We start from the raw sequence: 14,139 nt of genomic DNA on the forward strand, positions 1-14,139 counted from the left end.
ACTCGGAGGAGTTTGCCGCTGATCCACATCGCGCGTATTCTGCTCTCCGGCAAGCGCACGGCCCGTTGGCGCCCGTGGAGCTGGCGGACGGCGTGCCCGCGACGTTGGTGCTGGGATACCGTGAGGCGCTACAGATCCTCGGCGATCCGGCGCGTTTCCCGGCCGATCCGACGGAGCGGCCCTCCTCCGCGCGATGCCCGACACTTCCGCTGTCGCAGTGGCGGCCCAGCGCAACCAGGGGCGAGGATCACACTCGCTACCGGCATGCCTACCACGACTGCCTGGCGCAGGTAGATCTCCATGCGCTGCGCACAGACGTCATCGCGAACGCGGTACCGCTGATCAACGCGTTCTGTAGCGAAGGCTCCGCGGACCTGCTCAACGAGTATGCGATCCCGCTCACCGTGCGAGTGATGAACGGTGTGCTGGGTTTCCCGCCGGAGGCCGACGACGCTGCGTTCGACGCCTTGACACAAGTGCGCGACGCCGACGACGCGGCGTCGGCCGAGGCGGGTTTCGAGCGGTTGACCGCGGTGATCCGAGCGGTGCTGGCCGACAAACGATCCCGGCCTGGCACAGATGTGATGTCGGCACTGCTCACCCACCCCGGCAGGTTCGGCGACGGGGAGATCACCCAGATCGTCGGCATGATGTACGAAGGCGGCACCGAGCCCACGTGGAACCTGATCGCCAACACGTTGCTCGAAATGACCAACGACGTATCGTTCCGCGACGTCCTGCTCGGCGGGTCCCTATCGACCAGGGATGCGATCGACGATGTGCTGTTCGGTGACCCGCCGGTGCCCAACGGCTGCGTCAGCTATCCACGCCAGCCGCAGATCATCGGTGCCACGATGCTCCCGCCGAATCAGCCGGTGATCACCAGCATGGCGGCATCCAACAACGATCCGACGACCAGTGGCGGTGATCGCACCGGCAACCGGTCGCATCTCGCGTGGGGGGCGGGTGCGCACGCGTGCCCGGACAAGGCTCAGTCGGTGGCCATGGTGATCGCCACCGACTCAGTCGAGCAACTGCTCGACGTCCTACCGGAGATCGAGCTCGCCGAGCCGCCGCAATGGCGGCGCGGCGGCTTCCATCGCGCGTTGATGGCCCTACCGGTGACCTTCCCCCGAACCCCACCCCTGAACCTGTAAGGAGAACCCCTTGCACCCCCAGCAGGCGCCCCTCCGCGAGATCGACGAACCACGCCCTATCGAAAGGATCGGACCGCGGATTCCCCTCTACAGTCCCGAGTTCGCCCTCGATCCGCACGCGGTGTACAACACGATGCGCCGCGACTACGGACCACTGGTGCCCGTCGAAATCCATCCGGGGATTCCGGCGACCCTGGTCATCGGCTACTCGACCGCGGTGCGAATCCTCGGCGACGAAACGCATTTCCCCGCCGACCCACGCAACTGGCAGAAAACCATCGACCCGAATTCGCCGATCCTGCCGATGGTGGAGTGGCGACCCAACGCCCTGCGATCCACCGGTGAGGTTCGCGTTCGCTACCGCACGGTCACCAACGACGCCTTGGCCGGTGTCGACCTGCACTCCCTGCATGCGGTGGTGGAGCGGACCGCGATCCCGCTGATCAATTCGTTCTGCCGCGCGGGCGAGGCCGACCTCATCAGCCAGTACGTGCAGCCGCTGGTGTTTTCGGTGCTCAACCACATCCTCGGGTGCCCGCCCGAGATCGGCGCACGAGTCGCCGAGGCATCGGCGGCCATGTTCGAAGGAGTCGACACCGCGACGGTCAACGCGATGCTCGATGACGCGTTGCTCGAGCTGATCAACCTCAAACGAGCCCATCCCGGCAACGACGTCGCCACCCGGTTGGTACAGCATTCGACCGAACTCGACGATGTCGAGCTGATCAATCAGCTCGTCACCTGTTATGCGGCAGGCATCGAGCCGCAAACGAATCTGATCGTCAACACGTTGCGGCTGATGCTGACCGACGAACGGTGGCACGCCAGCAACCTCCCCACCGCCCCGCTGCCGCGCCCGGCCTTGGAGGAGATCCTGGCGACCGACCCTCCGCTGGCCAACTACTGCATCACCTACCCGCCGCACCCCATCGTGATCGACGGCGCCACACTGCCCGCGAACGAGCCCGTCGTCATCAGCATGGCGGCCTGCAGCAACGATCCGGCGATGAACAACGGACGGTACTCCGGCCACGGCGCGGCATGGAGCCTGGGCTGGGGCGCGGGCCCGCACCAGTGCCCCCAGCAGGCACAGGCGGCCGCTTTCCAGATCTCCCAAGATGCCATCGAACAGCTGATGGACGTGCTGCCGGAGATACGCCTGGCGGTACCGGCGCACGAATTGGAGTGGCGCCCAGGCGCGTTCCATCGTGCGCTGGCCGTGTTGCCTGTCGTCTTCCCGAAAACTCCTCCACTGAACATCGGGTGACGCCCATGAACTGAGGCTGACCACACGACAACCCGGTCGAGGGACGCGCCCCTCGACCGGGCGAGAGTTTCCGCAGGATTTCCGCCGCGGCCATGTGTCTGCGCTCGACCTCGTGGACCACCGCGGACGGTCGGCTCGAGCAAGGTGAGTGCAATGACAACAGCAGATCTTCCCGTCCACGAAACCTCCGTACTTCGACTCGACGATGCGGGTTCCATCGTCCACGCGCTGCGGGAGGTGATCTTCGGCGCGCACACCGACCTGCACACCCGGGTGCGCGACCTCGTCGCCGGACTCGGCGATCTTCCGCGATCCGGACTGACCTACGCCCAGGAAGCAGAGGCCGCGCCGGGCCTGCTGCGTGCGGCCATCGCAGGGCTGGGCCGCCCCGCGCGGGAGATCGCCGCCGACACCCAGCTGCGCGGCGCGCTGTGCGACTGGGCGCAGGTCACCGCACCCCGCCTGCTGCTGGTCCTGACCGGCCACTTCGACCTCGCGATCGGCGCGATCCTCGCCCACGGCGACGGCTCGCTCTACCAGCAGGAGTGCTTGGCCGAACTGGACAGCGGCGCCGCAGTCGGGGTGCTGGCACTGACCGAACTGGGCGGCACGAACGGAGCGGATCAGCAAACCCTTGCCGAGTGGGATCCCGGCACCGGCGGCTTCTGGCTGACCACGCCGTCACCGGAAGCCGTCAAGTTCATGCCGAACGTCGCGAGCGCGGGATTCCCGAAGACCGTGGTGGTGACCGCACGCCTGGTGGTCAACGGCCGCGACGAGGGAGTTTTGCCTTTCCTGCTGCGGCTGCGCACATCGGCCGGGCTCGCCGTGGGCGTGGAAGTGGCGCCGCTGCACAAGGTGTCCGCGCCGATGGACCACGCGATGATCAAGTTCGATCGGGTGTGGTTGCCGCGTGAGGCGCTGCTCGGCGGTGCGTGGGCGCGGATCGATGAGGACGGCAGGTTCGAGTGCGCGCTGCCGCGGCGACAGCGTTTCCATCATGCGATCGCCGTTCTCGACAACGGTCGGCTGGACCTGGCAACCGCGGCCATCGCCAGCGCCCGCGCTGGACTGGCCGGGCTGGTGAACTACAGCCGCCAGCGACGTCCCGGATCCAACCAAGCCATGACCGGCCAGTCCCGCAAGACCATGGCCGACCGCGACCCGGTCCAGCTGGAGTTCGCGTCGGCTCTGGCGGCGGTGTACGCGACCAGCACACTGGGCCAACAGATCCGGGACATGCGCGCGGCCGCCCCGGCCACCGATCCCGAGCAAAGATTGTGGTCGGCGCTGGCCAAGCCGCTGCTCTCCAACACCGCCGCGCAAGTGCTGACGATGTGCCGTCGCCGCGCGGCCGCGCAGGGAGCTCTGCGCCTCAACCACTTGGAGGACTGGATCGGCAACCTGGAGGCGATCATCACCGCCGAGGGCGAGAACCAGATCATGCTGGTCCTCGCTGGACGCGCCGGTGGACTCACCGGCCTGCGACTACCCGGCACCCCGATGCACCTGCCGTGGTACCTCGACATGCTCGTCACCCGCGAACGCGCCCTCGCCGCCGCACTGGACAACGGCGACTACGAGTCGACCGGCGTTGTGCTGGGCCGGGACTCGGCCGCGATCGAGCTCGCCACGGCAACGCAAGAGCGGCTCGCGGCGACCGCACTGGTCATCGCCGCCACCCGGACCGGCGACGCGCTCGCCCGGCGACTCGTCGAATCTACCGCCGCGGCCTACGCGCTGGGCTGCATCGACACCCACGCCGCCTGGCACACCGCCCACCACACACTGTCGCCGACCCGCGCCGCCGAAGTCGCCGCACAGCTGCGCCACCGCTACACCGAACTCGCCGACCACCTGCCGACCATGGTGCAAGCCTTCGACATCCCCACCCTGCCGGGCCCGATCTTCGCACCCGAGGACACCGACGGATCACCCCGGACCACCGACAAACCCCCCGCTTACATCATCAGGTGGATGGAATACGCGGGCTGGCAAGGTTCCTGGTCCTGACACGGCCCCGGCCTAACGTACTCGATCGGCGGGAATGATCGCGATCAGTGCGGTGAGCAGATCGATCGCGGCCGCCGGGTCGGTCAGCGTGGTCAGTGCCCACCCGCCGAAGGCTCCGAGGACGAGCAAGACCTGCGGTGAGATCGGCGGCGGGGGAGGTGGGTCACCCGCGGACCGGTCGGCGGTGGGCTCAGAGGGTGGAATGGCGAACATGCGTCCTCCTCGGTGGTGTCGTCGGGATGCCGCGCGCCCGGACGTGGCGGCAGCGGGCAGGGTCGGCGGAGCACGAGTTCGTCAGCTGGTCAACGGGTGTTGCCGACTCGACCCGCCTGGCCTGTGCTCCCACCTGCTCATAGGCATGAAGCCGGGAAATCCCCCGCCCTGACCGGTCGAAAACTCCTATCGTCGAATTTCGGTAGCGGGAGGGGGATTTCGTCCTGTCGTGCCTATAGAGCCGATGACCGCGCGCATGATGCGCGGCGCATGCGCGTGGAGGAGGAACTCAATGGGTACATCGGACACCGATGCTGTCCCACCCGACAGACTGTCGTCCGATCTCGACCCCATCGACGCGACGGCACCTCCGCCGGGCGCCGCGGACCCATTCGGTGAGCCGGACGGCTCGGTCGCCGATCTCGTCGGGGAGGCCGTGGATGCGCTCGAACGAGCGCAGGCCGATCGCGCGCTGTACGAGTTGGCCGCCGAGCACGGCGGGACCGGTCCGGTGTGGGAGCACCTGGTCGAGGCGCTGGCCGAGTATGCGTGGCAGGTGCTCGATCCGTGGATCCATCGCCGCGGGATCTATCCGGTGTTGTCGCGGATGTTCGTCGGCCTCGAGGTCGGGACTCTCGCCAGGGAGCGGCTGGCCAACGACCAGGTCCATCGGGAAGAGGTCATCGCCCACACCATCAGCAGGGCGCTGTACAAGCTGGGAAAAGCGCTGCGCACGGACACCGGGTGGGACCCGGGCAAGGGCTTGACGCTGCGGAGCTATTTCCTCAACGGCTGCCTGCACGAGTTCGTGTACGTGTATCAGAAGGAACAACGGTGGTCGGGCACGCACACCGCGCCGATCGAAGACAGCGACGCCGACGAACTGATCGAGTCCGGCCGCGGCGCGTTGTGGGCCTCCGGCCTCGGACGCGATCCCGCCGACATCGTGACCAACCGGATCGTTCTCCTCGAACACCTCGCCACACTGCGCGCGGACGACCGCACGTTGCTGTGGGCACACGCGGTCGGCTACTCACACGCCGAGATCGCGCACCTGTTCTCCGACGTGACACCGAAGGCCATCGAACGCCGTCTGTACCGGCTGCGAAAACTCTTCGTGAGGAACCGATGACGATGAACCGACACGACAACACCAGAGTCGAAACAGAGGCACTAGCGGCACGGGTCCGCGACCTGATCGCACGGTCGTCGCTGGGCGAGGAAGCGCCGCGGCTCCTGCGCCGTCGAACTCGCCCTGATCAGGTGGCACAGGTGCGCCGGTTGCTGTGGCAGCTCGAAACCACCCCCGGCGCCGGCACACTGGACGAGACCGTGTCCGGTCACTCCCTCGAGCCGACGGGGATGGTGGATCTGCCGAACCGCAGGCCCGGGCGGTGGATGTCCACCTCGGGCGGACGGCAGGCAGCGCAGGTGTCCTACGCCGACCCGGCCTACCGCAGCCTGTACCGCAACGACTCGGCCACGATGACCCGAGTCGCCGCCGGGTTACGCCGGCTGGAGTCGTGCTCGACCTGATTCCGGCTTACGCCTTGCCGCAGTCCCTTCGACGACACTGCGGGCCCTCGGTCCCCGCGCGCGGTGACCTTCGCCCCTGGGTTCGGCGGCGCCGCGCTGGTGGCATGGGTGCGGCGCATTGTGAGAGCGAGGAGGCGGGATTCGGTGGTTTCCGACATAGCGATCGGCGAGATCCATGACACGGCAGAGGCCGCGCAACGACGGGTTGTTCGACACGAACACCGCGTGCTGCTGGCGGGTTCGGTCACCCAGGCCGCGGCCGCCATGGACGCCCGCGGCTGGGATGTGTTGCTGTTCACCGACATCGAGACCGGGATGGACGCGGTCCTGTATCGGGGCGGCCCCTACGGTATGCGCTTGGCACGCCAGCATCGCAGGGGATTGCCCACCGACACACAGACGCCCGCACTGATCGTCGACGCGCGCTCGACGCCGTACTTGGAGGAATCCGAGGCGGTGGAACGGCTGTGCCGGTTCGGCTTGCCGTTTCTGTTCTTCAACGACCCTCGCGACGGGCGGGGCAGATTGCTCTCCCGAGGCCACGACGGTGCGCTGATCGTCGTGGCGCCGCGACCCACCGATTCCGGAAGGTGAAAGACGACGATGGCACGCGATCTGACACAGCGTGAAATTCTCACCGAGCTCGAACCGGTCGCCGAGATCTGCGTGAACCGGCACCTGTCGCTGGCCAAGGACTGGCAGCCACACGATTACGTGCCTTGGGATCAGGGCCGCAACTTCGCCGCCCTCGGCGGAACCGATTGGGAGCCGGGCCAATCCACGCTCAGCGAGGTCGCCAAGGCAGCGATGGTGACCAACCTGCTGACCGAGGACAACCTGCCCTCCTACCATCGCGAAATCGCCGAGAACTTCTCTCGCGACGGCGCCTGGGGAACCTGGGTGGGTCGATGGACGGCCGAGGAGATGCGCCACAGCACAGTGATTCGCGACTACCTGGTGGTGACCAGGGGCGTGGACCCGGTCGCGCTGGAACAGGCCAGGATGGTGCACATGACCAACGGTTTCGACCCCGGCATCGGGCGCACCGAGGTCGACAGCGGCGCCGGGTTCCTGCATTCGGTCGCCTACGTCAGCTTCCAGGAACTCGCGACCCGCGTCACCCACCGCAACACCGGCAAGGTCTGCCACGACCCAGTCGCCGACCGCATGCTGCAACGCATCGCCGCCGACGAGAACCTGCACATGATCTTCTACCGCACCGTCTGCGGGGCCGCGCTGGACCTGGTGCCCGATCAGGCCATCGAGGCCATCGACACCATCGTGGAGAACTTCACGATGCCGGGGGCGGGCATGCCCGATTTCCGGCGCAACGGCGTGCTCATGGCCAAACACGGCGTCTACGATCTGCGCCAGCATCTGCAGGAAGTACTCGAGCCGGTGCTGCGGCAGTGGAACATCTTCGAGCGCACCGACTTCGGGCCCCGCGGTGAAATCGTCAGGGAACGCCTCGCGGCCTTCCTCGACGACATGGCGCACGTGCGGGTCCCGCGATTCGAGGAACAACGTGAGCGCGCCCTCGCGCGAGAGCGGGCCCGAGCCTGAGCCGTCGGATCCGCCGAGTCGTGCAGCTGATCGCGCTCGGCGGGTCCCTTGCCTGCGGAGCCCGCAGGCGGTCCGCAGCGCCTTGCGCCGTAGTCGCCGGCTTCGAGGGCGCACGTCCGCTGCTCCGTCACAGTCGGGCGGGGCGCAAGCCCGCGGCCCGGTCAGTGGCCGTCGGCAGTCGGTGGGTGGTGGGTGTCGGCGAGCCTGATTCCGGAGACGATCGTGGCCTCGATCTCGATCACGCCGTCCATCGGCGAGTCGATCCACGGCCGGAGCAGCTGCTGGTAGCGGGCGAGCCGGGTGGCGTCGGTGACCTGGCGCGCGATTCCGGTGACCACGACCGACCATCCGGTACGACGTTCGATATCGATGTCGTCGGCTTCGTAGGCCACCACGATGCCCGCTCGCTTCTGCACGGCGGTGGAGAACTGCGATCCGAGCCGGGTGCGCACGATGACACACTCGTCGTCGACCAGATGATTGACCGGGCGAATCGCGGGCAGCGCGTCACGGGTGTAGACGACTCGCCCGAACGGAGCTTGCGCGAGCAGCGACAGGGCCTGCTCGCGATCCAGTTCGACGACGCTGCGGTCGGTCCGGCCTGCGGCGGGTAGGCCGGTCACCGTCGTGCGCCTCGTCCGGCGCTACCGCGGCCGATCGGGCGAGAACGCCGTAGGCAGCGGACGAATCCCACCGTGACGGCCGGTTCGGAAGGTCCCACGTGATGCCCCATCCGTTCGCGCGTGTGATCACCTCGGCGGGTGCTGGTCGTTTCATGCCACCAGCTCACCCGAATCCCCGTTAGGGTCCAAGGTCGCCGACGAGGGGGACCATCGACACGCACGCGCGCGACCGGCGACGGATCACAACTCCGTCGGGCCGGTGCACCGCCGCAGCCGGCTCGACCAGTTCCTCACCGCACGCACCCCGGTAGCTGGGAATGTGACGATCGGCCCCCGAGGAGCGGCACAATGGCCGTCTCGGGAGGCCCGCGCGGCGCCGAGACTGGAATCATGACCGACAGCACCGCACTTCCCGCATCCCCGGTGCCGGATACGCCCACCCTGCTGGCGGCGCTGCAGCTGGCAAGCCGCGCCCCCTCGGTGCACAACACCCAGCCGTGGCGCTGGGAGTTCGACGGCACCCGGCTCGACCTCCTTCGCGACGACGACCGGCAACTGACCACCGCCGACCCGCACGGACGCCAGCTGGTCATCAGCTGCGGCGCGATGCTGCACCACCTGCGCACCGCCCTGGCCGCCGGCGGCTGGCACACCGACATCCACCGCGTCCCCGTGCCGGCCCGGCCGGATCTGCTGGCGACCATCACCTTCCGGCCATGGCCCGACCCGCCAGAGGGGGTCCTGACCCGCGCGCGGGCCATCGAGCATCGCCGCACCGATCGGCTGCCGCTGTCTCCGCCGCCCGCGCTGGGCGCGCTGGTGCACACCGCGCGGATGCTGGTCAGCCCGCACGACGTCGAGCTCGACGTCCTCGACGACAGCGCCCGCTCCGTGCTGGCGGCGGCCTCCGAGCACGCCACCGCCAACCGCCACTACGACATGGACTACCACACCGAATTGCATTGGTGGACGGGTCATTCCGGCGGCACGGAAGGGGTGCCCGACACGGCCCTGGTATCCGACGCCGAAGCTGCCCGCGTGCCGATCGCCCGCAAGTTCCCCTCCGCGCCGCACTCGGAACGCCGCGGTGACCTGGAAGACCAAGCCGCGCTGCTGGTGCTCAGCTCGCCCGGCCACACCGTCTCCGATTGGCTCCACGTCGGCGAAGCGCTCTCCGCGGTGCTGCTGGAATGCACTTCGGCGGGGTTGGCGACCTGCGCCCTGACCCATATCACCGAACTGCCCGCGGCCCGCGAGTCGATCCACGGTGTGCTCACTCGCGCGGGCGTACCGCAGGTCGTCCTCCGCGTCGGCGCCGCACCCGCCGACACCACCGTGCCCTCGCCGACACCCCGGCGCCCGGTCACCGAGATCCTCACCATCCGCGACCACCCAGCGGCTCGCGCCACGTAGATCCGCTGGTTATCCCGCTCACAAAATTGGTATCTCAGATGAGAATTATCGTAGATTCGGGGCATGCAACTCACCCGGTTCACCGACCTCGGACTGCGAGTCGTCATGCGATTGGCCGTCGCGGGGGAGGACATTCGCCCGGGAAGCCGTGAAATCGCCGAAGAGCTGTCGGTGTCCTACGCCCACGTGGCGAAAGTGATCACCCGACTGGGCGAGCTCGGCGTCGTGGACGCGCGCCGCGGACGCAGCGGCGGGCTTGCCATCACCGAACTCGGCCGCACAGCCTCGGTCGGCTGGCTGGCCCGCCGCCTCGAGGGTGAGGGCGAAGTAGTCGAATGCGACGGCGCCCAGCCGTGCCCACTGCGGGCGGGGTGTCTGCTGCGCTCGGCACTGCGCCACGCCCAGGAAGCCTTCTTCGAGTCCCTGGACACCCTCACCATCGAAGACCTCACCCGAACCCCCACACGCACAGTCCTTCTCGCCCTACCTCGGGTAGGCGGCACGGACTCCCAGATTTCTGCAACGAATGGAGAATGACATGCTCTCGGCCACCGCGAAGGAGACGATCCGCGCCACCCTACCTGCGGTAGGTGCGGCCATCGACGACATCACGACGCTGTTCTACCGCAAGATGTTCACCGCCCACCCCGAACTCGAACGCGACCTGTTCAATCGCGGCAACCAGAAGCAGGGCGGTCAGCAGAAAGCGCTCGCCGGCGCCATCGCCGCCTTCGCGGCACTGCAACTCGAACCCGACCAGGCCCGAGTCGATCTCATCCTGTCGCGGATCGCGAACAAGCACGCTTCCTTGGGAATCCAGCCCGCTCAGTACCAGATCGTGCACAAGTATCTCTTCCAGGCCATCGTCGAAGTCCTAGGCGACGCCGTCACCGCCGAGGTCGCCGCGGCGTGGGACGAGGTGTACTGGCTGATGGCCGAGACACTGATCGCGATGGAGGCGGGCCTCTACCGGGCGGCCGGTGTCGCCGACGGTGAGGTGTGGCGGCAGGTGCGCGTGCGCGAGCGGCGCCACGAGTCGGCCGACGCTGTCTCCTTCGTGCTCACCTCCCTCGACGGCGCACCCTTGCCGTCCTTCTCGCCGGGGCAGTATCTGTCGGTGGGCGTCCATCTCGAAGACGGTGCGCGTCAGATCCGCCAGTACAGCCTGTCCTCGGCGCCGTCGAGCGGCGACTGGCGCATCACCGTCAAGCGGGTCGGCGCACACACCCTGCCGGACGGTTCGATCGCACCGGCTGGCGAGGTGTCGAATTTCCTGTACTGCAACGTCTTCGAAGGCGACGTGCTCGACGTGACCACCCCGTTCGGCGATCTGGTCCTCCAGGACGACGACGCGCCGCTGCTGCTGGTCTCCGCGGGCATCGGATGCACGCCGATGATGGGAATGCTCAGCCACCTCGCCGACACCGCCGACCGCCGCGCGATCTCGGTGATTCACGCCGATCGCGCGCCGAGCAGCCACGCCCACCGCGCCGAACTGGCCGAACTCGTCGACCGTTTGCCGTTCGCGGTCATGCATCGCTGGTACGAGGATCTCGGCGCCCGCAGCCCCGAAGACCGGCTCCGGGAAGGCCGCGCCGACCTAGGCGAGATCACCATCGCCGACGGCACTCGCGTCTACCTGTGCGGGCCACTGCCTTTCATGCTCGGCATGCGCGAGGCACTCCTGGACAAGGGCGTTGCGGCACAGAACATCCACTACGAGGTCTTCGGTCCGGACAGCTGGGCGGCCGCCCCGGCCTGAGCCGCGACTCCCGCACCTCGGTGCGAGGCGACCGGCGGGCCGCGTTCGAGCGCCCGCCGGTCGCCGCAGAACTCGTTCGGCTCGAGCCCGGTCGCCCGGATCGGGTTCGCGCCGAACGGTGCCAGTAGTCCCAACGATCGCAGGACGTTCGTCCCTGGCGATCGGCGCTCAGGATCGCGAAGCTGTGGGTAGGTTGCCCAACCAGGCAACACTTTTCACCGCCCGGGAAAGGCAATGCCAATGACCGAGAACACCTTCCGCGCCGATGCCGGCGACCGGCCGGTCCTCGTCGCAGTCGACGGCTCGGCGAGCTCCTACCAAGCCGCCGCGTGGGCCGCCGTGGACGCGGCGACACACGGTGCCCGGCTCCATGTACTGACATCGGTGGCGTTGATCGGTGGCCTCGGACCGGCGATGAGCTTGCCCGAAGCGGAGATGACGTGGTTGCGCACCGACGGTCAGCGAATCGTGACCGAAGCGGCGCGCATCGCACGAGAAGCGGTCCAGGACGCCGAACTCGACCTCACCACCGAGGTCACCTTCGACCTGCCGATTCCCAGCCTCATCGAACGATCGAAAACCCTGCGCACACTGGTGGTCGGCAGCCGCGGTCTCGGAGCATTCCAGCGCGGCCTGCTCGGTTCGGTCAGCACGGCGGTGGCCAGACACGCGCACTGCCCGGTGACGGTCGTCCACGACCGTTCCGCAACCGACGCGGTCACACTGACCAAGCCTGTCCTCGTCGGCGTCGACGGTAGCGAGAACAGCGTGGCCGCCGTGGAATACGCGTTCGACCAGGCCGCACGCCGCAAGGTCGAGCTGGTCGCCCTGCACGCATGGCGCGACAGCAGCAGCATCGATCTTTCTGTGGCGGACTGGGATTCGATCCGGGAGTCGGAGCGGGCATTGCTGGCCGAGCGGCTGGCAGGTTTCGCCGAACGCTACCCCGATGTGACCGTGCGCCGAATCGTGGTGTCGGACCGACCGGTTCGCGCGCTGCTCGAGGCCTCGACCGACGCACAGCTGGTGGTCGTCGGCAGCCACGGCCGAGGCGGTTTCTCCGGCATGCTGCTCGGATCGACCAGCAACGCACTGTTGCACGTCGTCGAGTGCCCGATCGTGGTGATCCGTCAGCGCTGACAAAACCCTCGCCTACGCCGCTGGGCATGCTGCCGATTGGCTCTCGACCGCCTCGACCCTTCGCCGGAGCAGGCAGAATTCGTTCCCCTCCGGGTCGGCCAGCTCCTTGGCCACAGCATCAGCCAGGCCTGACCGCACCGACGCGCTCTGAGCAACACCGGCCCCCTGGGTGGGGGTCCGCAACCCCTTGGGTGTCTATTTGCGGAACATTTGCTCGTCGACGATGGGAATACGCATCCCCCAATCGCTCGAGCGAGGAAGAACCGACTCTATGTCAATTGTTCTCGATCAGGCACTTCTCACCCGCACGGCTGCGCGAGCGCGCAAGCACACGACTCGGTCGGCGCCGCCGACCGTACCTGTCATCGAAGCGATTGCGACCGGTGCGCCCAGCCTGGTCCTCGACCAATCCGCCGCAGCGGACTGGATGGCGGGACAATTCACCGATCCGGAGCAGCAAACCCGGATCAGGCGAATCTTCGGCAAGACCATGATCGACACCCGGCGATTCGCGGTCGACCCGCTGGATCCTCGACTTCACGCGCCTGGTGGCGAAACAAGGAAGATCCAGGATCGCATGCACCTGTTCTACCGCCACGCCGTTCCGCTGGCGATCGATGTGGCGCGGCGCGCGCTCGATGGTGTCGACCCGGCTGACCTCGGGCTTTTGGTGTTCGCCACGAGCACCGGTGTTATCGCGCCCGGCGTGGATGTCGCGGTCGTCGAAGATCTCGGACTGCCTCGGTCGGTCGCTCGCCTGGTGGTCAACTTCATGGGCTGCGCGGCAGCCATGAACGGGATTCGCACCGCCTCGGACTTCGTGCGGGCCAACCCGGACAAGAAGGCGATGGTCCTGTGTATCGAGCTGAATTCGGTGCATGCCGTCCCCGTCGAAGACGTCAACGACGCGGTGACTCACAGCCTGTTCGGAGACGGGTGCGGCGCGGTCGTCATCGGGGCACAGCGAGGGACGGAGCAGGCCAAAGCCGGGACGATCGTCATCCGGGACGCATTCACCCACCTGTTCGAGGGAACCGAAGACGGCATCGCGGTCGGCGTCAACCACGACGGCATCACCTGTGGGCTGTCCGAGAACGTACCTCAGTACATCTACAACGGCGTTGCTCCCGTCGTCGGAGACGTACTGCGCCGCAATGGATTGCGGCAGCCGGACATCGATGTGTGGGCAATTCACCCGGGCGGGCCGAAGATCCTGCTCGAATCCGCGCGATCGCTCGGCCTCCCGCCGGAAGCCGCGTCGACGAGCTGGGATGTCCTCAGTGAGTACGGAAACATGTCGAGCGTCTCGCTGATCTTCGTGCTCGAGCGGATCGCCCGTGAGGCAAGAGCGAACAAGGCGATCTCTACGGGTGTCGCGTTCTCGTTCGCGCCAGGCGTGACGATCGAGGGATTCGTCTTCGACGTCGTTCGCCGGTGATCATGCTGCCTTTC

At 67.7% G+C, this 14,139-nt stretch carries 14 protein-coding genes; 12 read left to right on the plus strand and 2 right to left on the minus strand.

Going from position 1 to position 14,139, the window contains the following annotated elements:
* Positions 1-74: 74 nt before the first annotated feature.
* The 3 genes from NL1_RS03810 to NL1_RS03820 all read left to right on the plus strand — a co-directional run bounded on the left by NL1_RS03810 (position 75) and on the right by NL1_RS03820 (position 4,437).
* A complete protein-coding gene (locus NL1_RS03810) occupies positions 75-1,157 on the plus strand; it encodes a cytochrome P450 family protein (protein WP_245673077.1) in 1,083 nt (360 codons plus the stop codon).
* A gap of 10 nt (positions 1,158-1,167) precedes the next feature.
* A complete protein-coding gene (locus NL1_RS03815; protein ID WP_067834342.1) occupies positions 1,168-2,424 on the plus strand; it encodes a cytochrome P450 family protein in 1,257 nt (418 codons plus the stop codon).
* Positions 2,425-2,577: 153 nt separating this feature from the next.
* Positions 2,578-4,437, plus strand: coding sequence for an acyl-CoA dehydrogenase family protein (locus NL1_RS03820; RefSeq protein WP_067834346.1), 1,860 nt, complete (start codon positions 2,578-2,580; stop codon positions 4,435-4,437).
* Positions 4,438-4,449: 12 nt separating this feature from the next.
* On the opposite strand, the gene NL1_RS03825 is transcribed toward NL1_RS03820, so the two are convergent.
* On the minus strand, positions 4,450-4,650 hold the full coding sequence (locus tag NL1_RS03825; RefSeq protein ID WP_067834347.1) for a hypothetical protein: 201 nt from the start codon (positions 4,648-4,650) through the stop codon (positions 4,450-4,452).
* A gap of 292 nt (positions 4,651-4,942) precedes the next feature.
* Between NL1_RS03825 and NL1_RS03830 the strand changes: the two genes are divergently transcribed.
* From NL1_RS03830 to NL1_RS03845, 4 genes are all read left to right on the plus strand, one after another.
* Entirely contained in the window at positions 4,943-5,782 is an 840-nt protein-coding gene (locus NL1_RS03830; RefSeq protein ID WP_067834348.1) for a sigma-70 RNA polymerase sigma factor region 4 domain-containing protein, read from the plus strand.
* Positions 5,779-6,186 (plus strand): hypothetical protein, encoded by a 408-nt coding sequence (locus NL1_RS03835; protein ID WP_156094641.1) that lies wholly within the window; start codon positions 5,779-5,781, stop codon positions 6,184-6,186. The genes NL1_RS03830 and NL1_RS03835 overlap by 4 nt, the downstream gene beginning before the upstream one ends.
* A gap of 144 nt (positions 6,187-6,330) precedes the next feature.
* Complete coding sequence (locus tag NL1_RS03840) at positions 6,331-6,780, plus strand: sigma 54 modulation/S30EA ribosomal C-terminal domain-containing protein (protein ID WP_162272682.1); 450 nt, start codon at positions 6,331-6,333, stop codon at positions 6,778-6,780.
* Positions 6,781-6,789: 9 nt separating this feature from the next.
* The gene (locus NL1_RS03845; RefSeq protein WP_067834354.1) at positions 6,790-7,749 is read left to right on the plus strand and encodes an acyl-ACP desaturase; all 960 of its coding nucleotides are present in this window, start codon (positions 6,790-6,792) and stop codon (positions 7,747-7,749) included.
* Between the two features lie 161 nt (positions 7,750-7,910).
* On the opposite strand, the gene NL1_RS03850 is transcribed toward NL1_RS03845, so the two are convergent.
* On the minus strand, positions 7,911-8,372 hold the full coding sequence (locus NL1_RS03850) for a pyridoxamine 5'-phosphate oxidase family protein (RefSeq protein ID WP_067834355.1): 462 nt from the start codon (positions 8,370-8,372) through the stop codon (positions 7,911-7,913).
* Between the two features lie 390 nt (positions 8,373-8,762).
* On the opposite strand from NL1_RS03850, the gene NL1_RS03855 reads away from it, so the two are divergent.
* The 5 genes from NL1_RS03855 to NL1_RS03880 all read left to right on the plus strand — a co-directional run bounded on the left by NL1_RS03855 (position 8,763) and on the right by NL1_RS03880 (position 14,125).
* The gene (locus NL1_RS03855; RefSeq protein WP_067834421.1) at positions 8,763-9,785 is read left to right on the plus strand and encodes an Acg family FMN-binding oxidoreductase; all 1,023 of its coding nucleotides are present in this window, start codon (positions 8,763-8,765) and stop codon (positions 9,783-9,785) included.
* A 63-nt stretch (positions 9,786-9,848) separates the two neighbouring features.
* Positions 9,849-10,322, plus strand: a complete 474-nt coding sequence (locus NL1_RS03860) for an RrF2 family transcriptional regulator (protein ID WP_067834356.1) — start codon at positions 9,849-9,851, stop codon at positions 10,320-10,322.
* Position 10,323: 1 nt separating this feature from the next.
* The gene (locus NL1_RS03865; protein WP_067834363.1) at positions 10,324-11,547 is read left to right on the plus strand and encodes a globin domain-containing protein; all 1,224 of its coding nucleotides are present in this window, start codon (positions 10,324-10,326) and stop codon (positions 11,545-11,547) included.
* A 240-nt stretch (positions 11,548-11,787) separates the two neighbouring features.
* Complete coding sequence (locus NL1_RS03875; RefSeq protein ID WP_067834367.1) at positions 11,788-12,687, plus strand: universal stress protein; 900 nt, start codon at positions 11,788-11,790, stop codon at positions 12,685-12,687.
* 271 nt (positions 12,688-12,958) lie between these two features.
* A complete protein-coding gene (locus NL1_RS03880; protein ID WP_084510283.1) occupies positions 12,959-14,125 on the plus strand; it encodes a type III polyketide synthase in 1,167 nt (388 codons plus the stop codon).
* Positions 14,126-14,139: the final 14 nt, after the last annotated feature.

The sequence above is a fragment of the Nocardia lijiangensis NBRC 108240 genome, assembly GCF_001613045.1.
Classification (GTDB): Bacteria; Actinomycetota; Actinomycetes; order Mycobacteriales; family Mycobacteriaceae; genus Nocardia; species Nocardia lijiangensis.